Below are 25933 nucleotides of genomic sequence, written 5' to 3'. Positions count from 1 at the left end.
GCGCGACTCCCTCGACGAGTTCCCCTTCGAGACCGTCGACACTCTCCTGCTGCACACCTACGGCATGGTCGAGCTCCGCGACCGCAACATAGCCCTCCACCCGCTCGCACAACGGGCCACCCGGACCACTATCAACCGCCGCTTGCCGGTCACCCCGTCCCGCACACCAGAACCGAACAGCCCACCCCCGATCCGCAGAGCCCACGGCGAGCACCACCACTCACCATGCTCAGAAGCCACCGCACTGGTGACCGACCCTTCGCCCCCAGCATCGCGGCGGCGGACACGCTGGCCGAGATCGTGGTCACCCACGGCGGTCAGGGGCGCGCCCCCATGCCCGAAGCGCAGCGATATGCCGTAACGCTTCCGCCAGAAGGCGGAAGCCACGCCCCGCAAAGGATCGTGGTGGTTCACTGGACCCTGATCTCGCGGACGGGCAACCCGTCCATACCGACGTGGACGCCGTACTGCGCGTGGCCGTCGACAGCGCGCACGGCACCACCTGACTGCTCAGCGCGCAGCCGGGTTCGCGGGCGCACTGCCTGCAAGCAGTGCTGTTGCCCTGGCTGCGGCTCGCCCCTCACAGCAGTGGGGTACGCCGTCAGGTCAGGGCAGGCAGTCACGGCAGACAGGCTGGCCGTCCGCAGTCTGGCCGACGAGCTGGCTGCGGTGGTGAACCATGAAGCAGCGAGCGCAGACGAACTCGTCCGGCTGCGGAGGCACGACCGGGACGGTGAGTTCCTCGTTGGAGAGATCCGCACCGGGCAGTTCCACGGACTCGGGTTCTTCGGCCTCGTCGACGGCCGCACCGGGGAACCGCTGGTCACGACGGTCCTGGAGCTCTTCGAGACTGTCCGTGCTTTCGGTCTCGTCGCTGCGGCGCGGGGCGTCATAGTCGGTTGCCACAAAAACCTCCTCGAGGAGATCGCAGGACCGGGATGGGAGCCAGGTTTCATATGCCGCTGCCGGCTGAGTCTGCTGTTGACCGTTCTACTCGGGCTGGGGGAAAGCCGCTCGTCAGATGAGCGGGACCTGCTCGCTGGACGGGTGGTTGCCGGTCACGACCGGGCGGGCGGCGCCCGCAGATCGCCCCATTGCCGGCCGTACACTGCCCTGCTCAGCACAGGGGGCCGTCGGACTCACGGAAGCCGACACCACCCGCTTCCCCGATCGAGCAGCAGAGGGCCGATGGCTGCTGCCCTGGCAGCCCGGCAGCACTCCCACCTATGGCCCCGCCAGCCAGAGGCCCACTCGCCCAGGCCCCGGGACCGAACGGCCCTGGCCTCCTGACCAGGGCCGGAGGAACGTGAAACGAGAGGCACTTCCGACTCGGGGAGGCGGAGCGCCATCATGTTCCGGACCGATCACGGCGTCGGCGAGTGAGTCTGGTCGGCGATGTCGTTGATCACGGTCGCCGCTGAGGCCGACGAGGACGAGCAGAAGAATGCGGAGGTGGCCAGCCATGACCAGCATCATGCGCCGTATCGCCGCCCTGTTCAGGATCAAGGTCGGCAAGGCACTGGACCACGCGGAGGACCCGCGCGAGGTGCTCGACTACTCGTACCAGAAACAGCTGGACCTGGTGCAGAAGGTGCGACGCGGCCTGGCGGACGTGGCCACCAGCCGCAAACGCATCGAACTCCAGATCACCCATCTCGACCAGTCCTCCGCGAAGTTGGAGAACCAGGCGCAGCAGGCGCTCGCGGCCGGGCGTGAGGACCTCGCTCGCGAGGCCCTGACCCGGCGCGCGGCCGTCACCTCGCAGATCACCGATCTGCGGGGCCAGGAAGTCTCGTTGCAGGCGGAGGAGGAGAAGCTCACGCTCGCCGCTCAGCGGTTGCAGGCGCGGGTGGACGCCTTCCGCACCCGCAAGGAGACGATCAAGGCGAGTTACACCGCCGCGGAGGCCCAGACCCGTATCAGCGAGGCCGTCACCGGTATTTCGGAGGAAATGGGTGACATCGGCTTGGCCATGCAGCGCGCCCAGGACAGGACCGAGCAGCTCAAGGCCCGCGCCGGCGCGCTGGATGAGTTGATCGCCACCGGCGCGCTGGAGGACGCCACGCTGCCCGCAGGCCGCGACGACATCCAGGCGCAGCTCGATGCCGTGAGCGAAGGCCACGACATCGAAGCTGAACTGGCCCGTATGAAAGCCCAGTTGACCGGATCCGGCGCCGCCCCTGCGGTCGAAGCCGCCGGCAGGCCCGCCATCCCGCCGGACAAGGAGGCTGCATCGTGATCGTGCGGATTCTCGGCGAAGGGCAGTACAGCGTTGCCGAAGGCCATCTGGACGAACTCAACCGGCTCGACGCCCGCCTTCAGAGCGCCGTGGAAGCACAGGACGAAAAGGGGTTCGCCGGGGCCCTGCGAGCCCTCCTCGAAACGGTGCGCCGCCTCGGCGCCCCGCTCACCCCCGACTCCCTCGTCCCCTCCGAACTCGTGCTTCCCGATGAGGACATGAGCCTGGCGGAGGTGAGCGCCCTGCTCACCGACGAGAGCCTGATCCCGGGGTGAACACCATGACCACCCGCTTCCGGCCCGACCGGCAGCTGACCCTGCGGATGCTGGCCACGCTGTTCCTGCTCGGGCTGCTCTACGTGGCGTTCATCGCCGCGCTCATCGTACTGCTCAAGTCCTGGATCGTGGTGGTGGTGATCGCCGGTGGACTGCTCGCGGCCCAGTTCTGGTTCTCCGACCGGATCGCCCTGTTCGCCATGCACGGCCGCGCGGTCACTCCCGAGGAGGAGCCGCACCTGCACGGAGTCGTCGACCGGCTGTGCGCGATGGCGGACATGCCCAAACCCCAGGTGGCCCTCTCGGCGATGGACCTGCCCAACGCATTCGCCACCGGCCGCAGCCCCGGCCACACCGTCGTGTGCGTCACCACCGGACTGCTGCGCCGCCTGGACACCGAGGAGCTCGAGGGCGTGCTGGCCCACGAGCTGTCCCATGTCGCGCACCGCGATGTCGCCGTGATCACCATCGCCTCCTTCCTCGGCGTCCTGGCCGGACTGCTGGTCCGGTTCACCTTCTACTCCGAGCTCTTCGGACGGCGCGGCGACCAGAACACCGCCGCCCTGCTCGCCCTCGTCATGGCAGTCTCCGCCACCGTCTACGCGATCAGCTTCCTGCTGATCAGGACCTTGTCCCGGTACCGGGAACTGGCGGCCGACCGCTCCGCCGCCCTGCTCACCGCCCGCCCCTCCGCGCTCGCCTCCGCCCTGACCAAGGTCAGCGGCGCCATCGCTCGCATCCCCACCCGGGACCTGCGCACCGCCCAGCCCTTCAACGCCTTCTTCTTCACCCCCGCCCTCGGCGAAGGGACGACCCTTTTCAGCCTGTTCTCCACGCACCCCAGCCTGGAACGCCGCCTCGACCAGCTCGCCCGGATCTCACAGGAGCTGGGTGGGCCGACCTGACCTGTCGAGACCCGCCCCGTCCGTCCCGGCGGCGTCCGCGCTCCGCCCGCCGGGACGGACGGGCGGTTCGAGGCGGTTCGTACAGCCCGACCAGAGTGCGACGACCCGTCCGGCCCGGGATCAGTGACGCCCGGCGTGCTTGTGCGGATGCCGCCAGAATGGCAACGCCCCCCGCTGCAGGTACAGGCGCAGGAAGGCGGTCGCGCGCCGGTGCCGAGACGAACACCGATCCGCCCACTGCGGCATGACAACGGCATGCGCGGCCGCGCCCACAAAATGGCCGACCAGAACCGGCTCGGCCGCGGCGTGCCCGTCGGGCATCGGAGCCGAGGCCGCGATCTCGCCATGGCAGCCGGCAGCGGCAGCCGCCGTGGCAGGCAATGGGATGACAGGTCGGCAGTCACGGTACGGCCGCCGAAGCGTGGTGGTATGACGAAGCCGAGCTGGAAGTTGCGCCCGCGACCCCGCAGGCCGGGACGTCCCCGGTGCGACAGTCACAGCCTTGTCGATTTAACGAACTTGTTCGTTACAAACAAGTTCGTTACGCTGCGGCCATGAGCCCCCGAACCCACGAACCTCGCAGCAGGCGCGAGCGGCCCGCGAAGCCGGCCCTCAGCTACGAAGGCATCGTCGCCACCGCCGTCGGCCTGATGCGGACCGAAGGGCTGCAGCGCGTCACCATGCGCCGCCTGGCCCAGGAACTCGACACCGGCCCGGCCTCGCTGTACGTGTACGTGTCCAACACGGCCGAGCTCCACGCGGCGATCCTCGAGGACCTGCTCGGCGCGGTCGACCTCACCCCGGCGAAGGCGGCCGGCGACTGGCGCGAGCGGCTGGTGGCCGTCCTCGGCTCCTACACGCACGTCCTGTTCGAGCACCCCAGCCTCGCGCACTCCGCACTGGTGGCCCGCCCCTCGGGGCCGAACTACCTGGCGTTGGTCGAGGCGGTCCTCGCCCTCCTGCACGAGGGCGAGGTCCCCGACGCGCAAGCCGCCTGGGGCGTGGACGTCCTGCTCCAGATCGCCACCGCCACCGCGGCCGAGCAGTCCACCCAGGACCGTGACATCGCCTCCGAGGACGAGCACGCCGCGCTGGTGGACGCGCTGCGGAACGCCACGGCCCAGACGCACCCACGGATCGCGGCGCTGGGCAACGACCTGGTCTCCGGCACCCCCGAACAGCGCCTGGCCTGGATCTTCCGCGCAGTTATCAATGGCGCGAAGACCACCCCCCGGCCGACGGACTGATCGCGGCCGGCCTCCGACCGGCCCTCCGCTCCCCATATCGCCCGTCGAATCGAGGTACCGTCATGACCGCGGCGCACCACCCCATAGCCATCGTCGGCGCCGGCCTGGGCGGTCTGACGCTGGCCCGCGTCCTGCACACGAGCAGCGTCCAGGCCGCCGTCTTCGACCGCGACGCCGACCGGCACGCCCGCACCCAGGGAGGCATGCTCGACATCCACGAGGAGTCCGGCCAGGCCGCCCTGCGCGCCGCCGGGCTGCACCAGGAGCTCCTCAAGCTCGTGCTGCCCGGCGCGGAGGCCATGCGAATCCTGGACCGGCACGCCACCGTCCTCTTCGAGGAGAGCGACGACGACTCCACGCACACCCGTCCCGAGGTCGACCGCGGCCGGCTCCGTGACCTGCTCCTCGACTCCCTGCCCAACGGCACCGTCCGCTGGGGCGCGTGGGTCGTCGAGACCCGGACCCGGGAGGACGGCCGCCACGAGATCACCCTTGCCGACGGCACTGTCTTCACCGCGGACCTCCTGGTCGGCGCCGACGGAGCCTGGTCCAAGGTCCGCCCGCTGCTGTCCAGCGCCACGCCCGCCTACACCGGGGTGTCCGTCGTGGAGAGCGACCTGCTCGACGCCGACGCCCGCCACCCCGAGGCGGCCGAACTCGTCGGTGGCGGCATGCTCTTCGCGCTCGCCGAGGGCAAGGGCTTCCTCGCCCACCGCGAGTGGGACGGAAGCCTTCACGTCTACACCGCCGTCAGAGCCCCGCTCGACTGGCTGGACGGCATCGACTTCGCCGATCCCGCCGCGGCGAAGACCCGGGTGCTGGAGCAGTTCCCCGACTGGCATCCCGCCCTGCGAGCACTGGTCGCCGACGCCGACGGCCCGCTCGTACCCCGCCCGATCTTCGCCCTGCCCGTCAGCCACCGATGGGAGCGTGTGCCCGGCGTCACGCTGCTGGGAGACGCCGCCCACGTGATGCCGCCGTTCGCCGGAGAGGGCGCCAACAATGCCATGCAGGACGCCGCCGAACTCGCCCGAGCCATCCTCGACCATCCCGGCGACACCGAGGCCGCGCTCTCCCGCTACGAACAGGCGATGTTCCCGCGCGCCGAGGCCGCCGCCGCCGACTCGTCGGCCAACCTCGCTGTCTGCTTCGCCGCCGACGCACCCAAGGGCCTGGTCGGCCAGTTCAACTCACGTCCGGAGCAAGCCAAGTGACGAACCCGGCGGCATCCACCCCACCAAGCACCCGACAACTACTCCTGCGCCACGGCCCGGCACTGACGGTACGCCAGAGCGGACACGGCACGCCGGTCCTGCTCCTGCACGGCGGGTCTGGCCCCGACAGTCTCACACCGCTCGCCGAACACCTCGCCGACCGGCACCGTGTACTTCTCCCCATCCACCCGGGCTGGGACCACACCACCTCACGCCCGCCCGCGCTCGACTCCGTTGCCGACCTCGCCGAGTCCTACCTGGAGCTGCTCGATCAGCTCGACGCATATCCGGCCGCCGTTCTCGGCAGCTCCTTCGGGGGCTGGGTCGCCGCCGAGATGGCCCTGCGCGACACCCGCCGCCGCCTCCACCGGCTCATCCTCATGAACGCCATCGGCCCCGTCGTACCCGGCCACCCCATGGCCGCGCCCGGGCCGGCGGCCGGCCCCGCCGGCCCGGCGACACCGCAGACACCCGGCAACCAGCCGGCCGAGCCGCCGCGCCGAGGCCCATCCCCCGCCGCGCTGGCCGCACTGCGCGCCTACGCCGGGCCCGATGGTCAGGCAGAGGGTGTACGAAGGGCGAGGATGGCCATGTCGTCGTGGGCGTCGCTGGGGTGGTGGTCGGCCAGTGCTTGCACGAAGTCCTGCAGTGGCAGGGCGGCGTGGGTGGCCGCGAGCGCGGCGAGGCGGTCCAGCCCCGCCTCGACGGAGTGGTCGGGGTGCTCGAAGAGGCCGTCGGTGAAGAGGACCACCGTCGCACCCGGCGGCACGGGACGGGTGTGGTCATGGCGTGGTTCGGCCGCGTCCACGCCGAGGGGAAGGTCGGGGTCGGCGTGCAGGTAGTCGGTCCTTCCGTCAGGGGTGAGGAGCAGCGGCGGAGGATGGCCCGCGGTGCTCCAGCGCAGCATCCATCCGCCTCGCTCCCCGGGTTCGATGCGCGCGAGGCACGCGGTGGTGACGGGGTTGTCGGTGATGGCGTGCAGGATCCGGTCGAGCTGGATGAGGACGGCGCTGGGCGGGGTGCGCCGGTCGTAGAGCAGGGCGCGCAGCATGTTGCGGATCTGGGCCATGGCTGCGGCGGCCTGCAGGTCGTGTCCGGCGACGTCGCCGATGACGGCCGCGCAGGCTCGATCCGGTGCCAGGAGGGCGTCGTACCAGTCGCCGCCGACGTGGCCGGGCGTGGCGGCGGGCCGGTAGACGGCAGCCGCGTCGAAGGGGCGCAGGTCGGGTAGCCGGGGAAGCAGCAGTCGTTGGAACTGTTCCGCGTCGAGGCGGAACTGCTCGTACAGCCGGGCGTCGTCGATGGCCAGTCCCGCTGCAGCAGCCAGCGCGATGATCAGTGCTTCGTCGTGGGCGTCGAAGGGCTTTCCATCGCGTCGTTCGGAGACGTACAAGTCCCCGTAGGTCGTGCCGCGGATGTTGATCGCGGCTCCGAGCAGGGTGCGCATCGGTGGATGGCCAGGTGGGAAGCCCACCGAGTCCGGGTGCGCGGAGATGTCGTCGACGCGCAATGGTTCGGGATGGGCGATCAGATGCCCCAGCAGGCCGAGCCCGTGCGGGAGCTCCACGTCGGCCAGGTCGGCCAGCTCCTGGTCCGACAGCCCGGCGGGGACGAACAGTGCGAGGTGCTTGCCTTGCTCGTCGAGCACGCCGAGCGCACCGTAGCGGGCGCCGACCAGGTCCATCGCGGTGGCGACGATCAGTCGCAGCATGATGGACAGGTCGACGTCCCGGCTGAGGACGGCCTCGTACAGGGCGCTCATCTGGTCCTGGGCGCGGGCCAGTGACTTGAGCTGCTCGGCGATCTGCTCCAGCTCGACGCCCAGTCGCAGGCGCACCTCGGGGACGTGTGGCTTCTGGGAGTCGCCCCGTTCCCCCGTCATCGTCGGCGACCGGTGGCCTCGTAGCCGATCTCGACGCCTCCAGGCCGGCGGGGCTCGGCGCTGATCTGGATGGACGCGCCTTCGCATCCCTCCCATCGTCTCGCGTCGAACGATCCCGCTACCGGCTCCCGCAGGATCGTGCCCGGCGGGGGCTGCGGAGGTGCCGATGCCTCGGCGAGCACGGTCCGGTTCACTTGACGGCGTGGGGACGGCGTCCGCGCTGAAGGCGCCGCTTCGCCTCTGCGGTCACGCTGGATCCGCGTAGGCGTTCCCTCCCACGAGCGGTGCACCTGGCCTCCCGACACGACCGCGATCGAACCAGACCACAGCGTGGCATGGTGCGGCTTCCCGAACCGCCCATTACGCCGGAAGCGGCATGCCACTCGGCGCCGGTGCGTGTTGCACGAGCGGAGGAGCGGACGTGGTCCGGTATCCGGCTGGCGGACGGCGTCGGCCCAGGTGAGAACGCTCGGGTTGCTACTGGCGAGCCATGCGCATCGCGTCTCGCTGTGCGTCCGACGGCGCCACCGCACCCAGCTCCACGATGAAGGCGATCACGGCGACTGGCCTGCTGGAGGCCGACGACACTCCGAAGCCCGTGGTCACGGGCGCCGACGAGGCCGCCCACGCTGAGGTGTTCCGCACCGCCCGCAAGGGCCTCGGCTGAACGGATCGGTGACCACCCCGTTTCCAGGTGGTTCCCCGCCGGGAGCCCAGCCGGACGGTGTCGGACCGTATCGGAGTGGTCGACTCGCCCACCCCCGACTTCTCCGTTCGGTTAGTGTGCGAGCGAGAAGTAGTTCTCCTCTTCCTGGGCGAAGTGCAGGCGAAGCACGCTGTGGAGGCCGTAGAGACAGGCCCGCAGGTCGTCGAGCTGTTCGTCGCGCAGGCGGCCGTGGTTGGCGTCGGCGAGTTGCAGGTGGGTGGCGATGCGGCGGGCGAGGCGGTGGATCTCGGTGTGGGCGCGGCTCATCGTGGCGGTGGCCTCCGGCCCGCCGAGGGCGGGGGCGAGGGCCGGGTAGAGCTGGTGCTCCTCGGCGAGTTCGTGCGGCAGGAGCCGGTCGGTGAGAAGTCGGTCGATCTGTCGGACTGAGTCCAGGGCCTGCGGGCCGGTGGCGTCGGTCAGGTGGTCGGCGGCTTCGCGGACGGCTTCGATGACCGCACGCAGGTCGTCGTGCTCGGCCGCGAAGCGTTGCAGGAGCTGCTCGGTGGCCGGTTCGATGGTGGGCAGGGCGGTCCGGTCAGGTCGTAGGGCGCGCAGGGCGTTGAGGATGACGGCGGCGTCGATGGCTTCCTGGAGCAGGGCGCCGGCGGCTGGCGGTAGCAGGCCGAAGGCGGCGGCGGCCATCGCGGCGAGGGACAGCAGCATGCCGCCGAGGGCGCTCTGCACGGCGATGCGCCGGGCGCGCACCGCGATGCCGGCGGCGTCGGCGAGACGGTCGACGCGGTCGGTGGTGAGGACGATGTCGGCGGCCTCGGAGGAGGCGCTGGAGCCCCGGGCGCCCATGGCCACGCCCACGTCGGCGGCGGCCAGGGCCGGGGCGTCGTTGACACCGTCGCCAACCATGACGGTGACCGCCCGCTCGCGTTCGGCGCGGACGGCGGCGACCTTGTCGGCCGGGGTCTGCCGGGCGTGGACGTCGTCGAGGCCGAGGACTGCGGCGATCTCACGGGCCGGCTCCGCCCGGTCGCCGGTGAGCATCAGCAGACGTTCCATGCCGGCCTCGCGCAGCCGGCGCAGGGTGCGCGGGGCGTCGTGGCGCAGCGGGTCGCGCAGCAGGATCGCTCCGGTGAGCGTGTCGCCCTTGCCGAGCCAGGCGACTGCGGCGCTGTCGAGAGTGGCCCGGTTGTCGGCGGCACGTGCCCAACCGGGCAGCGGCGTGTCGTCGTGCCCGCGCCGGCCGACGGTCACGGCAGTGCCGTCGACCCGTCCGGCCGCGCCGCGGCCGGGTACCTCGGTGACGTCATCGACCTGGACGAGTGGCAGTCCGCGAGCGCGGGCCTCGTCGGTGATGGCGTGGGCGAGGACGTGAGGGGAGAACTGATCGACGGAGGCGGCCAGGGTGAGGACCTCGGCGGGCGTGTGACCGGGGGCGGCGGCGACATCGATGACGCGGGGGCGCCCGGCGGTGAGGGTGCCGGTCTTGTCCAGGACCAGGGTGCGGGCGCGACCGAGGGTCTCCAGCGCGGCGCCGTCGCGGATCACCACGCCCTGCCGTGCGGCCCGGGACAGACCGGAGACGATCGCGACCGGCGCGGCCAGCAACAGCGGACAGGGGGTCGCGACCACCAGCACGGCCACCGCCCGCACCGCCGAGCCGCTGACCAGCCACGCCAGGCCGGCCACCGCCAGCGACAGCGGCAGGAACCAGGCGGCGTACCGGTCGGCCAGCCGGACCACCGGCGCGGCCTCGGCACCTACCTGCTCGGCCAGCCGCACGATCTCCGCATAGGTGCTGTCCCGCGCGGTCGCCTCGGCCCGCAACTCGAAGGCGGTGCCCGCGTTGACGCCACCGCTGCGCACCCTCTCGCCCGCGACGCGTTCGACCTGGAGGGACTCGCCGGTCAGAACGGACTCGTCCAGAACAGCGGTGTGGCCCTCGATCCGCCCGTCGACCGGGACGACCTCGCCCGGTCCAACCACCAGCAGGTCACCCACCCGAACCTCGCTCAGCGGAACGGTCCGCACCTCGCCCCCGGTGCGGCGCCGCGCGGACCGCGGGGCGTGCTCCAGCAGGTGGCGCAGGTCGTGGGAGGCACGGCGTTCGGCCGCCGCGTCCAGCCAGCGGCCGGTGGCGAGCATGAGGGCGATCAGCGCGCCGGCCAGGTACTCGCCGGTGGCCAGCGTGCCCGCAAGAGCGAGAACAGCGATCAGGTCGACCCCGGCCTTGCCGCGTCGCAGCGCGGCGACCACCCACGCCACGGACGGCATGATCGCCGCGACCGTACCCACAGCCCAACACGTGTCCGCGAGTGTCCACGCGTCTGCCAGCCACGCGCTACCGCCCGCGATCAGGGCGGCGGCGGTAAAGCCGAGCAGCACCGGCGCCAGCCACTGCCGGGCGGGAGCCGGTGCCACTCGCTCTCCTGGTCGCCCTGCCTGCCGTCGGTTCACCGTGCGCTCCGCTCGCTTCGGGTGACCCCTCTCCAGGAGACCGCACCGGCCGGTGCTCCGGCCAGGGGCCTTCGGGCCGAGATGATCGGGCCGTCCGGGAGCGTACTGGCAAGGGTGGGCCAGCAGATCGGATCCGGCGAGCGCGTAGACGACGGCGTACTACGCGGCGAGGGTCAGCAGCCGCGTTCCTCGCCGCGCCGGACTTCCATGCCCTCCCGGATTGTGAGGCCACCAGCAACCCGACGGCCGGGGTCGAACCGCCCCAGGCCGTACAGGGGCGTCGGAAAGCAGGCCGATCCGGAGAGCAACGGCTACAGCGGTGTTCTCTCCCTCTCGGCCTGGACCAGCTGGGGGCAATAGTCATCGCCCTGCTGCCTGGGCCGTTCGGCCCCAAGGGCGAGGCCGATGTCCCTGCCGGTCGCCGCTGGTCCCGCGCCACTCTGGATGAGGGGAAACCGATGGTGTCATCGGCCGTGGGAAGGCGATCGGCATGATGTGGTACGACGGCGGCTGGGGTTGGGGCGGTTGGTTGGTCATGCTCGTGATGATGGTGTTGCTCTGGGCGCTGGTGATCGCCGGTGTCATCGCGCTAGTCCACTACCTGACCGGCATCCGTCACGGCCGGCAGCCTGGCCCGCCCCCGCCGGGCGAGCCCGAACGGGGCCACCGGCGAGCTGAGGAACTGCTCGCCGAGAGATTCGCTCGCGGGGAGATCGACGGGGACGAGTACAAGCGCCGGCTCACCTTGTTGCGGGAGCACCGGTGACAGCGCGTCATGACCTGCGACTGGCCGTTGTCGGGGTGCTGGCGGCCCTGGTCCTGGGCATCGTCACGACGCTGTTGCTCGCCGCCCCCGGCGCCTTCCGCGGTCCCGCCTCGGCCGGCCGGATGGCGAAAGGTCCCGGGTGCGCCCCGCCATCGCTACCGGGCCACGTGGTGGATGTGACCGCCGGAGACATGGGCGGGATGATGGGCCCACACGGTCGCCTCCCTCAGGACAACACCCCCCGGTGGCACGGCATGGGCATGATGTGGCTGCGCGCCCATCCGGGCACGGTTGCCGTCGGCACGGTGTCGCTGCGCGTGTTCAACGCCGGAGCCCTCACCCACGAGGTGGTCGTGCTGCCGCTGCCTGACGGCCAGGCCGTGGGAGAACGGCCGAGCGGTACCGACGGGCGGATCGATGAGGCCAGCAGCCTGGGCGAGGTATCGCGCAGCTGCGGCGCCGGGGCGGGCGACGGCATCATCTCGGGCGCGACAGGCTGGGCCACGCTCACGCTGACGCCCGGCCGCTACGAACTGCTGTGCAATCTCCCCGGCCACTACGGGGCCGGCATGTATACCGAGCTGGACGTCACGGGCTGAACAGGCCCACCGCCCGCCAACTCCAGACGGCCGGGCCGAACCGCCGCGCTCCTTACGCGGGCTTTGGAAGCCGCCGAGCGCTGGCGGAGATCGCGGTGCCGGCCGTGCTGGTCGCGTTCGTGGCCCCGGTTCACACAGCTCGCCGCAGCCGTGGCGACCGGCGGCTTGCGAACCGAGCAGTCGGCAGGCCTGGGGCACTCAGCTGACGCTGGTCGCCGTCGCTCCCCGTCCGAGGTCCTGGCCTCAGCGGGCGGCATGGGCCGCCGGCGCTACCTGCGGTCAACGCCGGGGCGAGCTCCGGGGCGCAGGCGTGCCACCAGCGGGACGGCGATGCGGCCCACGAGCCGGTTGGTCAGGTTTTCAACTTCCTTGCCCTTTCGGCGGTTTCGGAGAACACGGCGAGGACCGGCCTCATGGCACCTTCACCAGCGCGATGCGGCGCCGTCCAGAGCCCTGCCGCCGTCCGTCTGATCATGAGAAGCCACGCGACAGGGCCAGGTGGCCCAGCCCGGGGAGGCGACCGGACCTTGGGCCCGGCCGGGCCGGCTGGCACGGTGGTGATGACAGGACGGAAGGAGGCGCGACATGGGCGGCACGGTCGGATCGGAGCACCGGATCGTGGTGGGTGTGGACGGCTCGGAGCTCTCGAAGCAGGCGCTTCGGTGGGCGATCGAGCAGGCCCGGCTCACCGGGGCCGTCGTGGACGCCGTGATCGCCTGGATCTATCCGACGGTCTACGGCTGGGCCATGACCAAGCGAGATCCGCAGCTCGACCACACGGCCGAGAAGGTACTGTCCGACACGGTGGAGGACGTTGCCGGGCCGGAACCGCAGGTGGAGATCCGGCAGAGCTCAGTGCCCGGCAACGCCACTGAGGTGCTGCTGGAGCGCTCACGCGGTGCCGATCTCCTGGTCCTGGGCAGCCGGGGCCTGGGCGGCTTCGCCGGCGCCCTGCTCGGCTCGGTGAGCCGGCACTGCGTGCAGCACGCGACCTGCCCGGTCGTCGTGGTCCCGGGAGTGCAGGGTCGTGAGCCTGCAAGCGCCCTCCACGCCTGACCAGCCGCACGGCCCGGGATCGGCTGCCGAAGGGAGAGCAGGTAACACGCCGGCCTCGTGCCTTCGCTGAGCACTGCCTGGGCAGTGTGCCGCCCGGGCCTGATCCACCGAGATCGCCGATGATCTTCCGCATCCCTCTTCAAGGAGGGCTCTCATGACCACCGGAACCGAGACCCGCACCGAAGCCCTGCGCGGGCTGTTCGCCGCGCCCGGCCCTTTCCTGTCGGTCTACTTCGATCTCGAAGCGCGCCCGGAGCTGGGCCTTGACACGGAGGAACGCTGGCAGGCCCGCCTCCGCGAGCTCGCCGCCCAAGGTGCCGAGGTCGACGACCTGGACGCCCTCACCCGGGTCTTCCTGTCCGCGCGGCCCGGCTCCGGCGTGCTGGCAGCCTTCGCCGCGGGCGGCGAGGTACTGCATTCGGCCGTGCTGCCCGGCTGCGAGCAGGCCGACCTGGCTCTGCACGGGCCGCTGCCGCATCTGCTGCCGCTGCTGGCCTGGCGCCAGGACCACCCCGCCCACGTGGTCGCCGTGGTCGACCGCACCGGCGCGGATCTGCAGCTCTACCCGACGGGCGCCACCGAAGCAACCTGCCGCACGGTCACCGGTCCGGACGACGAGATCGAGCGCAACCAGCCCGGCGGTATGTCCCAGATGCGCTACCAGCGCAGGGCCGAGGACTCCTGGGAGCACAACGCCGTCAAGGTCGCACAGGCACTCGGCACAGCGCTGGCCGAGGTGGACGCGCACGTACTGATGCTGGCCGGCGATGTCCGCGCCCGGCAGTACCTCGCCAAGCACCTTCCCACCCGGATCCAGCAGGAGGTCTCGATCCACCCGGTCAGCGGCAGCCGCAGCCCGGACGGCGCCGCACCCGAACGCATGGCCCAGGTCGACGCCGAGACCCACCGCGCCGGACACGATCAGACCACGGCACTGGTGAGCAGGTACGCCGAGGAACTCTCGCCCCGCGGACACGCCGTGGAGGGCATCTACGCCACCGTGCGCGCCCTCGCCGACGGGCAGCTGCGCACCCTCCTGATCACCGACGACCCCGCCGCCCGCCGCACCGCCTGGTTCGGGCCCGGCCCCACTGACATCGCGGAGCTCAGTACCGCGTTCGCACCGGAGACCGGGCCCCTCGTCGAGGCGTCACTGGCCGATGTCGCCATCCGCACCGCGCTGCTCACCGGCGCCGGGGTGCGAGTCCTCGAACCCGGCATCCCCGGCACTCCCGCCCAGGGCATCGGGGGCCTGACCCGATACACCGGACGCCCCGCGACCGTGCCTTCGATCGGAGAAGAACCGTGGTGAACGACCCCGTAACCCACCAGAAGCCCGAAATCGAGGTCAAGGCCCGGGGCGACCTGCCGCCAGGTACGGTGCAACTCGCCCGTACCAAGGTTCTCGCCCTCCTCGACGAGGTCCGCGAACCCGTGCTGTTCGCCCGGATCCGGCTCACCCGCACACACAACCCCGCCACCGAGCGGCCCTGCCTCGCCCAGGCCAACCTCGACGTCAACGGCCGCCCCGCCCGGGCCCACGTCGCCGCCGAGAGCATGACCGAGGCCGTCGACCTGCTCCGCGACCGCCTCACCCTCCAGGTCTCCCGGCTGCGCCGCCACTGGGAAGCCCAGCGGGGAGGAGCTCCGAAGGCCGGCGAACACGAGTGGCGGCACGGAGAGGAACCCACCCACCGGCCCGACCACTTCCCACGCCCAGTGGAGGAGCGCGAGGTCATCCGGCACAAGTCCTTCTCCCTCGCCCGTGAAACGCCCGACGAGGCCGCCTTCGAGATGGAGACCATGGACTACGGCTTCCACCTCTTCACCGACCTCACCACCGGCCAGGACAGCGTCATCTACCGCGCGAAGCCGACCGGCTACCGGCTCGCCCAGCTCCACCCGCGTCCCGAACAGCTCGGAACCGTCGCCGTGCCACTGGCCATGAGCCCCACTCCCGCACCCCTGACGAACCCGGCCGAGGCGAAGAAACGGCTGGACGCCACCGGCCTTCCATTCGTCTTCTTCGCCAACGACACCACCGGACACGGCAACAACCTCCACCACCGCTACGACGGCCACTACGGACTGATCACACCCGCCGAGTGACCCCGCGCTCTCCCCCCAGGAGCCGACAATGACCGAGCACACCACACAGCAGACACCGGCAGCCGGTCCCCACCCTCCCGGCCGCGACCTCGAAAGCGCCGTCGAGCGCCTGGAAACGCTGGAAGCCCGGGTCCAGGCCCTCGGCCAGGCGATCCGCGCCCTCATCCAGGGCTTGGAAGAGATTCCCGACCAGGAGCCCGACCCCGAACGGCCGGCCCGCGCCGCCCGCCAGGCACATGAACTCCTACTCTCCCAAAGGCTCTAGACACCTCAGGGAGCCGCTCATGCAACTGACCTTCCTCGGCCCGCTGTACGCACGACAGGGCCCCTACGCCTGCGCCTACGTCGACACCTCGCGCGACCTGGACGACCCCGACCGGGCCATCGACCTGCGCCGCCGTCACCTGCAGGCCGAACTGGCCGCCCAGGGCGCCGACATGGCCACCACCAGCACCGTCACCCGCCTCGTGGGAACCGACCGCGACCTGCCCGGTCAGCACGGTCAGGCCATCTTCGCCGCACACGGACGACTCGCCCTCGCCGAGGAACTGCCCGAACCTCCCGCCCGGGACACCGCCCGATACACGATGCTGCCCGACGCCATGCCACTCGCCATGCAGCACGCCCCGGACATCCCGTACGTGGCAGCCGCGGTCCACCGCGTCGCCCAGCCCCAAACCACGCCCGGAGAAGCCGAGTTCGAGGTGGACCTGCAGGCCGGACGATGGCCTTCCACCCGCGTGGCGCCCGAGGACCGCACCCGCCGACGGGTGCCAGCCGACAACTGGCGGCAGACCGCCGCCGAGGTCGCAGTCCAGCTCGCCGACCTGGCCGATCACAGCGGCGCCGAGGCGATCGTGCTGTCCGGTGACCACTGGGCCCGCAACACCCTCGCCCGCGAACTCCCCAAGCGCCTGCGGCAGCGGCTCGTCGGCATCGACAGCGACGGCTGGGACGCCGAACCCGAACGCGCCCTGCTGGAGGACGAACTCGACCACCTCTTCCACGGCCGCCTGTCCGCACGCGACCACGCCTCCGTCGAGCGCTTCCTGGCCCGCCGCGCCCGCCACAGCGGCGCAACCGAAGGGCTCGCGGACACCGTCGCCGCGCTGCGCCGGGGCCAGGCCGAAGCCGTCCTGATCAACGACCCGTTCGACCTGCACCAGCGGCTGTGGGTCGGCCTCACCCCCAAGCAAATCGGCCTGACCCAGGGCGAACTGAGGTATCTCGGCGTCGAATCCTCCTGGGAGGAACCGGCCGACGCCGCACTCATCCGCACGATCGTCGGCACCGGCGCGGAACTCATCGTCATCCCCCGCGAGGAACTGCCCCTGCACGACGGCCTCGGCGCCCTCCTACGCTACCCGGACGCCACCACATGAACCCGGGCACACGACGAGCACCGGAACTGGAGCCGGGCCGCCTGGGAACGGGCAAGGTCCAGAAGCCGTCGCACTTCTGCCACGGCGAGGGGAACGAGGCTGTTGGGACCGTTCCTTCGGCTCCCCTTTTCGAGGGCGTGGGCGGTCATCGCCGCGAGGAAGGCGTGAGCGAGCATGGCCAGGGTGATGTGGCGGTACCAGCCCACGTAGCGGCGGACCTCGTACTGGTCCAGGCCGCACTCGTTATTGGCAGCTTGGAAGCACTTCCTCGATGGCCCAGCGGGAGCCGGCCACACGGACCAACTCGGCGACGGAAGCCCCCGTCGGGGCGAAGCCGAGGTAGTAGGCGATCTCCTCGGGGCGTGCCAGGCTGCGGCGGGCCAGGACGCAGCGGTGGTGAGCGGGCGCCCTGCCGCCGGGGCCCTCCCCCGCGGGCAACTTCCCTCCGCCCTCCACGGCGAGGTCGCGAACCACCGGATCAACTTCGCGGCGAACAGTAGGCGTTGGAGATGGTGACATCCGCGAAGCCCAAGTATCGAGGTTTGATCCTCGACTTCTTCGGTGTCTTGACCATCAACATGGTCGAGGTGATCGCCGCTTTCGAGGACCGGGAGAAGATCGCCCGCGGGACCTTTCTCCGTGCCTGGGCCGACCCTCGGGGACAGGATCTCTTCCGTCAGCTTGAGCTGGGCCAGATCACCCAGACCGAGTGGAACGCGGGGTTCGCCGCCCTGATGGGCATCGCGCCGGACGATCTGATGGTCCGATACCTCCATGATGCTTCCCCGGCCTACCCGGTCATCGAGGTCGCGCGGCAGGCCCGAACCGCCGGGATCAAAACGGCGATGCTGTCCAACAGCGTCGGGCGGGAGCCCTACGATCCCTACGCGGGATTTGACCTGTACGGGACCTTCGACGAGGTCGTGCTGTCGGGGGAGCACGGGGTACGCAAACCCGACCCGGCAATCTTCCGCCTGACGCTGGACAAGCTAGGCGTGCCAGCCGAGGAGTGCCTGTTCGTCGACGACAGCCAGGAGAACCTGGCCGCTGCCTACAAGTTGGGCATCACTCCGTTGCTGGGGCTGGACGAGAGGGCGGTCGCCGGGCGTCTGCGCGAACTGCTCGATCTACCCCGCTTGTAGGAACTCGCGGGCAGCGGAGTGGGAAGTGTGCGGGGCCGGGATGCTCCCGAGCAGCGGGTTGGCGATCACGGCCGACCAGGCCGGGCGGTGCGGCTGATGCCAGGATGAGAGGGCGATGACAAGCGTCGATATGAGTGGATTTCGATCGCAACGGTGAGAGCCGGGCGTGTCGCTATCTGCGCCTGGCGCCGGCCCCTGTGGGGCGAGCGGGGTCACGCGGGCCGCACCTGCCACACCCGGCCACGCCCGCAGTCCACCGGAAGGCGCACGGGCGTGGACACGTCACACCCGGCCCGCAGCCTCGTACCCCTTCACCCACTACGGAAGGCGCGGCGCGCCCGTCTGCGGCGGCGGCCCCGCAGCAGCTCACGGACGGTCGTTCCCATAGCACGATCGTCGGTCCGGGCGCGCTTCAGCAGGTCACGAACGCCGGGTCGGATCGCTCGGCCCTGTCCGCGAAGGCACCGAGGCACGGACGTCCGTACTGTGCAGGTGAGACCGGGTGGACGGCTGTCGGTTGGAGGAGCGATGACGAATCCTGAAGAGTCCCGTCCCGTCGTCTTCGGCGTGGACGCCAGGCACCCGGGGCAGCCCGCGCTCGCCTGGGCCGCCGACGAGGCCGTACGCCGCCGGGCACCGCTGCGGATGGTGCACGCGGAATCGCCGTTTCGCCTGGGTCTGGGCGGCTTCGACGGCGTCGTGTCCCGAAAGTCCGGGTGCAGCCCCGGCGAGGAGGCCCTCGACGAGGCCGTCGCCTTCGTCACTGGGCGGCATCCCGGCCTCGACGTCGCCGCCTTCCTGCTGGAGGGCGCCCCTGCGCAGGTGCTGTGCCGGCAGTCCGAGGAGGCGCAGCTGGTCGTTCTCGGCTCCCGGCGGCTGAACCGGCTGGAGGAGTTCCTGAGCGGCGGCTCGGTGGCCGTGCCGGTCAGCGCCCAGGCCGCCTGCGCGGTCGTGGTGGTGCTGGAGCCCGAGGACGCGGTCTGCCGGTCGCCGTACCTCGTGGTCGGGGCGGACGGCAGCCGTGCCTCCGAGGCTGCCGTGGACTACGCCTTCGAAACCGCCGCCGTACGCGGCGCGGACCTTCATGCACTCTGGGTCTGGGAACCCACACTGCTGGACTCCGCGGACGAGGTCCTCGCACTCCAGAAGTGCCGTCGCCTGCTCTTCGAAACGATGGCCGAACGGGCGGAGCGGCATCCGGACGTCACGGTGAGCCGCCAGGTGGTGCGTGGTCACCCTGTCGAGGAACTGGCAAGGGCCTCCGAGCATGCGCTGGCGGTCGTCGTCGGACGCCGAGGCCGGGGCGGCTTCACCGGGATGAGGCTCGGATCCGTCCCACACGGCCTGCTGCACCGCGCCCACTGCCCGGTCGTCACCGTGCCGACATCCGGCCGACACTGACCACGGGCGTCGCGCGCCTCACCCGCTTCCCGGCCGGCCCGGAACCGACTTGATCTCCGGCGAACCCGAGCGGTGGCTCACCGCTCGGCTTCGCCATCCTCCACCCGGTGGGTCCTGCTCCATCCCTCGCCGCAGCCGCAGCGGAGGTGCTCCACCAGCTCGCCCTGCTCGTTCACGTCAAGTCCGTGGCGCAGGCGTACGTGCACGTGCTCACCCATGGTCGACCGACTTTCGCTTGATCGCTGCTCCCGGCAACGGGCCGGAGCCATCCATCGTCCGCGAAGAGCCACCTGGGCGGAAGGGAATGGGATGGACCTCACCACTTCCCCGCCGCCCAGCCACGGCGGACGGCCTCCAGGTAATGGCCTACGGGTGGATCGCGTCGTACGCAGATTCGCGATAGCCCCACCTCGATCGCCCCAGTGGAACTCCGTGGTCTCGATGCGATCAGCGTGCCATTCGTGTCCGGCCCCGACCGGTGGATCACCCGGAACCGCGGGCGGTGGTGAGGGCGAGTACTTGCAAGTTCTCCTCGGTGGAGATCTCGACTCGTCCGATCGCGGAGCCTGGCCCCGCACCGCAGGATGAAGGAAGTGGTCAATCGTGTAAGGAGGACGACGATGGCCGGTGAACTGCTCCGCAGGCGTGCCCACTGGTGGCCCTCGTTCCCGGACCTGCTCGAGGACTTCCCCTTCGACCTGCGTATCTCCCCGGAAGAGCACATCATCCGCGTCGAGGAGAGCGAGGAGGAGGGCGCTTACGTCATCAAGGCCGAGCTGCCGGGGATCGACCCGGCGAAGGACGTCGAGATCACCGTCGAAGGGGGCGTGCTGACCGTCCACGCCGAACGCCGCGAGGAGAAGACGGAGAAGCATCGTTCGGAGTTCCACTACGGCTCCTTCACGCGCAGCATCCGGCTCCCAGAAGGATGTGAGGAGGGGGACATCACCGCCAACTACGACAAGGGCGTGCTGACCGTGAAGGCGCCCCTGCCCAAAGCGGAGAAGAAGCAGCCACGGCGGGTTGAGATCACCCGCGGTACCTGAGGCCGCAACACACCCCGCCAACGCCAGAACGGGCGCCGGTAGACGCGGTGCGTCCGCCGGCGCCGAGCCTCCTGCCAACAGGTCCACATCCACAGGCCCGGTGACGCGTGATCAGAGCTGAAACCTCGGACGCCCGTACGTGCCTCCAGCCTCGGAGCCTGAGGGATGATCGCGCGACGGCGCCGAAGTCGTCGCCGGCCTGCCGGACCCGGTCGCCTCACAGGTGTCTCCCGGGAAACCGGCGTGAACCGCGATTCCAGGGCCTCGCCATGTCCACCGTGCCGCCTCACGGCACTCCGGCCTCCCATTGTCCCGCCCGGCCCGTTGGAATCGCGGTGTCCTTCAGCCCCGTCGGCTTGGGCCGCCCGGCCCCATGAACAGAGGCGTTCAGCCGATGCCTTTGCCTCGATCGCCTGACAGTCTGGTGAAGGTGACAGGGCGCTCGCTCGACGGCCGGCCACCGTGCAGCTGCCGCCCGGGGCACAGGCCGGGCAATCGCCCGCCGGCGCCCGGTCGGCCTCCTGATCGAACGGGCGGAGCGAAGCCAGGAGATCCGATGGTGAACAAGCCCATGACCGGGCAGACGCCCGAGGTCCGGGTCGAGATCCATGGTGACCTGCCGCCCGGAACGGCGGAGGTCGCCCGCAGTACCGTGCTCGCTCTGGTCGAGGAGACGCGCGAGCCCGTGCTGTCCGTCCGGATCCGGCTCACCCGGATGGACGACCCCACCGTCGAGCGGCCCTGCCTCGCCCAGGCCAACCTCGACGTCAACGGCCGCCGCGCCCGCGCCCAGGTCGCCGCTGAGACCATGAGCGAGGCCGTCGGCCTGCTGCGCGAGCGAATCGTTCTGCAACTCGCCCGGGTGAGTCGGCACTTGGAGTCCCAACGGGGAGGTGTGCCGGAGGCCGGCGAGTACGAACGGCTGCTCCGGACGGAGCCCGTGCACCGCCCCCACCACTGCCCCCACCCGGCGGAGCTGCGCGAGGTGGTCCGGCACAAGTCGTTCTCCCTCCCGCGCGAGACACCCGACCAGGCTGCCTTCGCGATGGACACCATGGACTACGGCTTCCGCCTGTTCACCGACCTCACCACCGGCGAGGACAGCGTCCTCTACCGCGCGGCGCCGACCGGCTACCGGCTCGCCCAGGTGCACCCGCGCCCGGAGCGGCTCGGCGCTGCCGCCATCCCGCTGACCATCAGTTCGGCCCCCGCACCCCGGCTGAACCTCGTCAACGCGAAACGCCGGATGGACGCACTCGGGCAGCCGTTCGTGTACTTCGCCGACGACGCCACCGGGCGGGGCAACGTCCTCTACCGCCGGTACGACGGGCACTACGGCCTGATCACACCCACCGAGTGACCCCTGACCTTGAGGATCCAGCCAGCCCCAGCGAGGACCGATCTCCTCGCTCCTCGCCCGTAGGGCGGCCTCACGCTCGAACAGATCGGCTGACCCGGAACGGGCCGGAGTCACCCGGAGCCGAGCCGTGCCGGCACGGGCAGGCCGTCGTCCGTGGCCCCGTGGAGCACGACGCGAGTCCCGCTACGCTCCGGCCGCACCGCGTCACTCGGCCCCTTCCGGCCCCGTCCCCCTCATGGCGGCCACCGTCGCCGCGTCGCAGGATGAGACGGAGAGGGTGGCCCGGGGACCGCATCTTCCCAGCCGGTCGTGGCCGCGACACCACAGGGCGAGTACGGAGCCAGGGACGGTTCGAAGCAACCCTCCGGTCGGAAGGAGCCGCCGTGGACAGCGAGAGCCTCACGGGATCCGGTACGGCCGCCGTACCAACCCGCTTGACCGACTACCAGCGGGGGCGGCTCACCTTCTCCTGGGAACAGGCCCGCCAACAGCTCGACGGGCTGCCCGGCGGCCGGGGCCTGAACATCGCCCACGAGGCCGTCGACCGCCACGTGACAGCAGGCCACGGAGACCGGCTCGCGCTTCGCTGCATCGCCGCAGACCGCACGGTCACCGCAATCACGTACACCGAACTGGCCCGGCGAAGCAGCCGCTTCGCCAACGTACTGCGGGCCCTGGGCGTCGGTGGCGGGAGCCGGGTGGCGTCACTGCTGAGCCGCTGCCCGGAGCTGTACACATCGGTCCTCGGGACGCTGAAGAACACCTCCGTCTTCTGCCCCCTCTTCCCCGCCTTCGGACCGGCGCCGGTCGAGGAGCGGCTGCGCCTGGGAGAAGTGAAGGTGCTGGTCACCACCGACGAGCTCTACCGCCGCAAGGTGGCCGGGCGGCGTGACCGGCTGCCGGAACTGGAGCACGTGCTGATCGTCGGCCCGTCCCCCGACCCGCAGCCGGGCACCGAATCCTTCGACGGCCTGCTCGCGGATGCCTCCGAGGAGTTCACGATCCCGGACACCGACCCCGAGGACATGGCGCTGCTCCACTTCACCAGCGGCACCACCGGAACCCCCAAGGGCGCGATCCACGTGCACGAGGCGGTGGTCGCCCACCACGCCACCGCGGGCTTCGCGCTCGACCTGCGCCCGGAGGACGTCTTCTGGTGCACCGCCGACCCCGGCTGGGTCACCGGCACCTCGTACGGCATCATCGCCCCGCTCACCCACGGCGTCACCCTCGTCGTCGACGCGGGCGAGTACGACGCCCGCCGCTGGTACGACGTCCTCGCCTCGGAACGGGTCACGGTCTGGTACACCGCGCCGACCGCGATCCGGATGCTGATGCGGGTGAGCCCGCGCGGCAGGCCGCCCGACCTTCCCAGGTCCTTCGACCTGTCCGCGCTCCGGTTCATCGCCAGCGTCGGCGAACCCCTCAATCCGGAGGCGGTGCGGTGGGGTCAGGAGATCCTAGGCCTGCCGATCCACGACAACTGGTGGCAGACCGAGACCGGCTGCATCATGATCGCCAACTTCGCCGGGACCGAGATCCGCCCGGGATCCATGGGACGTCCTCTGCCCGGGGTGCAGGCCGGGGTCCTGGAACGAGGACGGGACGGACGGGCTCTGGTCGAAGGTGGGCGGGTCCACGTCCTGGACGAGCCGGGCGCGGAGGGCGAACTGGCACTGCGCCCCGGCTGGCCGTCGATGTTCCGCGGCTACCTCCACGCCGAGGAGCGGTACCGGGCCTGCTTCGCCGACGGCTGGTACCTCACCGGCGACATCGCCAGGTGCGACGCCGACGGCTACTACTGGTTCGTCGGCCGGGCGGACGACGTGATCAAGTCCGCCGGGCACCTGATCGGCCCCTTCGAGGTCGAGAGCACCCTCATGGAGCATCCCGCCGTCGCCGAGGCCGGGGTGATCGGACGCCCCGATCCGGTCGTCGGAGAAGTCGTCAAGGCCTTCGTCTCACTCAAACCGGGCTACGACCCCGACACCCGACTGGCTCGGGACATCACCGCCTTCGCCCGCCGCAGGCTCGGCCCCGCGATCGCGCCCAGAGAGATCGCCTTCGACCAGCATCTGCCGAAGACCCGCAGCGGCAAGGTGATGCGCAGGCTGCTGCGCGCCCGCGAACTGGGCCTTCCCGAAGGCGACGTCTCAGCCCTGGAGGAGGCGCAATGACCCCTCGTACCACCGCCAAGGAGCGCCGGACCAGGACACGCCCTCCCGGCCCGGACACCGGACACCGGCTCGGCCTGCTCAAGGAGATGCTGCGAATCCGCCGGTTCGAGGAACGCTGCGTGGAGATGTACAGCGCGGGCGAGATCCGGGGTTTCGTGCACCTGTGCATCGGCGAGGAGGCCGTCTCGGTCGGCGTTCACCAGGCACTCACCCCCGAGGACGCCGTGGTCACCACCTACCGCGAGCACGGTCACGCACTCGCCCGGGGCATCCCCGCGGAGGCGGTCTTCGCCGAGATGCTCGGCCGGATGACCGGCTGCAGCCGGGGACGCGGCGGGTCGATGCACCTCTTCGACGCGGACCGCCGCTTCTACGGCGGCCACGGCATCGTCGCCGGCGGACTACCCGTCGCCGCCGGCCTGGCCCTCGCCGACCTGCTGCGCGAGCGGGAGCAACTGGTGTGCTGCCTCTTCGGTGACGGTGCCGTGGCCGAGGGCGAGTTCCACGAGACCGCCAACCTGGCCGCCCTCTGGGACCTGCCGCTGCTCCTGGTCTGCGAGAACAACCTCTACGCCATGGGCACCCCGCTGGCCCGCGAGCACGCACAGGTCGACCTGGCGGCCCGCGCCGCCTCGTACGGCATGGTGGCCTGGGCCGTGGACGGCATGGACGTCCTCGCCGTCGAGCGCGCCGCCCGGCGCGCCGCACAGGCCGTGCGGGCGGGCTCCGGACCGTACTTCCTCGAGCTGCGCACCTACCGCTTCCGCGCACACTCCATGTACGACCCCGACCTCTACCGGGACAAGGCCGAGATCGAGCGCTGGAAGCAGCGCGACCCGATCACCCTGCTCACGGAGCGGATGCGCACCGAGAACGGCTTCGACGACACCTCGGTGGAACTCCTCGAAAAGGAGGTCGCCGAGGAACTGGACCGGGCCGTCGAGCAAGCCAGGCAGGGCGGACTCGAACCGGCCGAGGACTTGCTCCGCTTCGTCCACAGCCCGGCACGGGGGACGTCGTGACCACGCGGAAGGCCGCCACGGGCAAGGCGGTGACCTACCGTGAGGCAGTGCGGGAAGCCCTGCGCGAAGCGCTCGTGGCGGACGAGCGGGTGTTCCTGATGGGCGAGGACGTCGGCCGGTACGGCGGGGCCCTCGGTGTCAGCCTCGGCCTGCTGGACGAGTTCGGCCCGGCCCGTATCCGGGACACTCCGCTGTCCGAATCGGCGTTCGTCGGCGCCGGGATCGGCGCCGCGATCGCCGGCCTGCGCCCGATCGTCGAGATCATGACCGTCAACTTCAGCCTGCTCGCCCTCGACCAGATCCTGAACAACGCGGCCACCCTGCTGCACATGTCCGGCGGTCAGGTCGCCGTACCCCTGGTGATCCGGATGTCCACCGGCGCCGGACGCCAGCTCGCCGCCCAGCACTCCCACAGCCTTGAGGGCTACTACGCCCACATCCCCGGCATCCGGGTTCTGGCCCCCGCGACCCTGGAGGACGCCCGGTACATGCTCGCTCCGGCCCTCTCCGATCCCGATCCCGTGGTCATCTTCGAGCACGGCTCGCTCTACAACGTCTCCGGCACCCTGCCGCCCGACACAGGGCCGGTGGACATCGACCGCGCTGCCGTCCGCCGCCCCGGCACCGACATCAGCCTCATCACCCACGGCGGCTCACTCGGCAAAGCCCTCCAGGCCGCCGAACAGCTGGCCGCCGACCACATCGACGCCGAGGTGGTCGATCTGCGCACCCTGCGCCCGCTGGACGACGCCACCGTCACCGGCTCGGTCCGGCGCACCCACCGGGCCGTCGTGATCGACGAGGGCTGGCGCACCTGCGGACTCTCGGCCGAGATCACCGCACGCATCACCGAGCAGGCCTTCTACGACCTGGACGCACCGGTGGAGCGGGTCTGCGGAGCAGAGGTGCCGGTACCCTACGCCCGGCAACTGGAAGAAGCGGCACTACCGCAGCCCGCGGACATCGTGGCCGCGGCACGACGGGCGGTGGGCTGAG

Annotated in this window: 24 protein-coding genes and 2 pseudogenes; 21 read left to right on the top strand and 5 right to left on the bottom strand. The window is 71.1% G+C overall.

All coding sequences use genetic code 11. The features are described from left to right. Window positions 1-606: 606 nt before the first annotated feature. Window positions 607-906 (bottom strand): DUF4193 domain-containing protein, encoded by a 300-nt coding sequence (locus tag ABD369_RS13535; RefSeq protein WP_344636602.1) that lies wholly within the window; start codon window positions 904-906, stop codon window positions 607-609. A 556-nt stretch (window positions 907-1462) separates the two neighbouring features. Between ABD369_RS13535 and ABD369_RS13530 the strand changes: the two genes are divergently transcribed. The 6 genes and pseudogenes from ABD369_RS13530 to ABD369_RS41135 form a co-directional block, all read left to right on the top strand. Then, on the top strand, window positions 1463-2239 hold the full coding sequence (locus ABD369_RS13530; RefSeq protein WP_344636601.1) for a PspA/IM30 family protein: 777 nt from the start codon (window positions 1463-1465) through the stop codon (window positions 2237-2239). Beyond that, a complete protein-coding gene (gene pspAA / locus ABD369_RS13525; protein ID WP_344636600.1) occupies window positions 2236-2514 on the top strand; it encodes a PspA-associated protein PspAA in 279 nt (92 codons plus the stop codon). The genes ABD369_RS13530 and pspAA overlap by 4 nt, the downstream gene beginning before the upstream one ends. 5 nt (window positions 2515-2519) lie before the next feature. Beyond that, the gene (htpX, locus tag ABD369_RS13520) at window positions 2520-3419 is read left to right on the top strand and encodes a zinc metalloprotease HtpX (protein ID WP_344636599.1); all 900 of its coding nucleotides are present in this window, start codon (window positions 2520-2522) and stop codon (window positions 3417-3419) included. Window positions 3420-3973: 554 nt separating this feature from the next. Beyond that, a complete protein-coding gene (locus ABD369_RS13515; protein WP_344636598.1) occupies window positions 3974-4666 on the top strand; it encodes a TetR/AcrR family transcriptional regulator in 693 nt (230 codons plus the stop codon). Window positions 4667-4728: 62 nt separating this feature from the next. After that, on the top strand, window positions 4729-5880 hold the full coding sequence (locus ABD369_RS13510; protein ID WP_344636597.1) for an FAD-dependent oxidoreductase: 1152 nt from the start codon (window positions 4729-4731) through the stop codon (window positions 5878-5880). Beyond that, window positions 5877-6287 (top strand): annotated as a pseudogene (locus ABD369_RS41135) (alpha/beta fold hydrolase); the annotation flags it as partial. The gene ABD369_RS13510 and the pseudogene ABD369_RS41135, both read left to right, overlap by 4 nt. A gap of 149 nt (window positions 6288-6436) precedes the next feature. Here the strand turns inward: ABD369_RS41135 and ABD369_RS13500 are convergent. Continuing rightward, window positions 6437-7762 carry a PP2C family protein-serine/threonine phosphatase gene (locus ABD369_RS13500; RefSeq protein WP_344636595.1) on the bottom strand — a complete coding sequence of 442 codons (1326 nt, stop codon included), beginning with the start codon at window positions 7760-7762 and terminating at the stop codon, window positions 6437-6439. A 490-nt stretch (window positions 7763-8252) separates the two neighbouring features. Here ABD369_RS13500 and ABD369_RS13495 point away from each other — a divergent pair, with 490 nt between their 5' ends. Next, window positions 8253-8429: a hypothetical protein gene (locus ABD369_RS13495; protein WP_344636594.1), complete on the top strand. Its 177-nt coding sequence runs from the start codon at window positions 8253-8255 to the stop codon at window positions 8427-8429. Between the two features lie 111 nt (window positions 8430-8540). Here the strand turns inward: ABD369_RS13495 and ABD369_RS13490 are convergent, their stop codons facing one another. Further along, window positions 8541-10694 (bottom strand): heavy metal translocating P-type ATPase, encoded by a 2154-nt coding sequence (locus ABD369_RS13490; protein ID WP_344636755.1) that lies wholly within the window; start codon window positions 10692-10694, stop codon window positions 8541-8543. Window positions 10695-11367: 673 nt separating this feature from the next. Here ABD369_RS13490 and ABD369_RS13485 point away from each other — a divergent pair. From ABD369_RS13485 to ABD369_RS13455, 7 genes are all read left to right on the top strand, one after another. Next, on the top strand, window positions 11368-11643 hold the full coding sequence (locus ABD369_RS13485) for an SHOCT domain-containing protein (protein ID WP_344636593.1): 276 nt from the start codon (window positions 11368-11370) through the stop codon (window positions 11641-11643). Then, window positions 11640-12242 (top strand): hypothetical protein, encoded by a 603-nt coding sequence (locus ABD369_RS13480; RefSeq protein ID WP_344636592.1) that lies wholly within the window; start codon window positions 11640-11642, stop codon window positions 12240-12242. The genes ABD369_RS13485 and ABD369_RS13480 overlap by 4 nt, the downstream gene beginning before the upstream one ends. Before the next feature lie 585 nt (window positions 12243-12827). Then, window positions 12828-13298, top strand: coding sequence for a universal stress protein (locus tag ABD369_RS13475; RefSeq protein ID WP_344636591.1), 471 nt, complete (start codon window positions 12828-12830; stop codon window positions 13296-13298). A 154-nt stretch (window positions 13299-13452) separates the two neighbouring features. Then, window positions 13453-14610: a baeRF2 domain-containing protein gene (locus ABD369_RS13470; protein ID WP_344636590.1), complete on the top strand. Its 1158-nt coding sequence runs from the start codon at window positions 13453-13455 to the stop codon at window positions 14608-14610. Continuing rightward, complete coding sequence (locus ABD369_RS13465) at window positions 14607-15407, top strand: sigma 54 modulation/S30EA ribosomal C-terminal domain-containing protein (RefSeq protein WP_344636589.1); 801 nt, start codon at window positions 14607-14609, stop codon at window positions 15405-15407. Before ABD369_RS13470 ends, ABD369_RS13465 begins: the two co-directional genes overlap by 4 nt. 28 nt (window positions 15408-15435) lie before the next feature. Continuing rightward, window positions 15436-15672, top strand: coding sequence for a hypothetical protein (locus tag ABD369_RS13460; protein WP_344636588.1), 237 nt, complete (start codon window positions 15436-15438; stop codon window positions 15670-15672). Window positions 15673-15691: 19 nt separating this feature from the next. Continuing rightward, window positions 15692-16789, top strand: a complete 1098-nt coding sequence (locus ABD369_RS13455) for a baeRF2 domain-containing protein (protein WP_344636587.1) — start codon at window positions 15692-15694, stop codon at window positions 16787-16789. Here the strand turns inward: ABD369_RS13455 and ABD369_RS13450 are convergent. Next, a pseudogene (locus ABD369_RS13450) lies at window positions 16716-17182 on the bottom strand (hypothetical protein); the annotation flags it as partial. The gene ABD369_RS13455 and the pseudogene ABD369_RS13450 overlap by 74 nt on opposite strands. Before the next feature lie 149 nt (window positions 17183-17331). Between ABD369_RS13450 and ABD369_RS13445 the strand changes: the two are divergent. Beyond that, window positions 17332-17931, top strand: a complete 600-nt coding sequence (locus ABD369_RS13445) for an HAD family hydrolase (protein ID WP_344636586.1) — start codon at window positions 17332-17334, stop codon at window positions 17929-17931. Window positions 17932-18459: 528 nt separating this feature from the next. Further along, the gene (locus ABD369_RS13440) at window positions 18460-19332 is read left to right on the top strand and encodes a universal stress protein (RefSeq protein ID WP_344636585.1); all 873 of its coding nucleotides are present in this window, start codon (window positions 18460-18462) and stop codon (window positions 19330-19332) included. Window positions 19333-19409: 77 nt separating this feature from the next. On the opposite strand, the gene ABD369_RS13435 is transcribed toward ABD369_RS13440, so the two are convergent. Beyond that, entirely contained in the window at window positions 19410-19550 is a 141-nt protein-coding gene (locus ABD369_RS13435; protein WP_344636584.1) for a hypothetical protein, read from the bottom strand. Between the two features lie 402 nt (window positions 19551-19952). Between ABD369_RS13435 and ABD369_RS13430 the strand changes: the two genes are divergently transcribed. The 5 genes from ABD369_RS13430 (at window position 19953) to ABD369_RS13410 (ending at window position 25932) form a co-directional block, all read left to right on the top strand. Continuing rightward, on the top strand, window positions 19953-20378 hold the full coding sequence (locus ABD369_RS13430; RefSeq protein WP_344636583.1) for an Hsp20/alpha crystallin family protein: 426 nt from the start codon (window positions 19953-19955) through the stop codon (window positions 20376-20378). A gap of 556 nt (window positions 20379-20934) precedes the next feature. Further along, window positions 20935-21738: a sigma 54 modulation/S30EA ribosomal C-terminal domain-containing protein gene (locus ABD369_RS13425; RefSeq protein ID WP_344636582.1), complete on the top strand. Its 804-nt coding sequence runs from the start codon at window positions 20935-20937 to the stop codon at window positions 21736-21738. Window positions 21739-22121: 383 nt separating this feature from the next. After that, on the top strand, window positions 22122-23915 hold the full coding sequence (gene acsA, locus ABD369_RS13420) for an acetate--CoA ligase (RefSeq protein WP_344636581.1): 1794 nt from the start codon (window positions 22122-22124) through the stop codon (window positions 23913-23915). Beyond that, the gene (gene pdhA, locus ABD369_RS13415) at window positions 23912-24937 is read left to right on the top strand and encodes a pyruvate dehydrogenase (acetyl-transferring) E1 component subunit alpha (protein WP_344636580.1); all 1026 of its coding nucleotides are present in this window, start codon (window positions 23912-23914) and stop codon (window positions 24935-24937) included. The genes acsA and pdhA overlap by 4 nt, the downstream gene beginning before the upstream one ends. Beyond that, the gene (locus ABD369_RS13410; RefSeq protein WP_344636579.1) at window positions 24934-25932 is read left to right on the top strand and encodes an alpha-ketoacid dehydrogenase subunit beta; all 999 of its coding nucleotides are present in this window, start codon (window positions 24934-24936) and stop codon (window positions 25930-25932) included. Before pdhA ends, ABD369_RS13410 begins: the two co-directional genes overlap by 4 nt. The last annotated feature ends 1 nt before the right edge of the window (window position 25933 follow it).

The sequence above is a fragment of the Kitasatospora cystarginea genome (genome assembly GCF_039533515.1).
In the GTDB taxonomy this organism is placed as follows: domain Bacteria; phylum Actinomycetota; class Actinomycetes; order Streptomycetales; family Streptomycetaceae; genus Kitasatospora; species Kitasatospora cystarginea.
The sequence above is the reverse complement of the archived record's forward strand: the minus strand, read 5'-3'. Positions and strand labels throughout refer to the sequence as shown.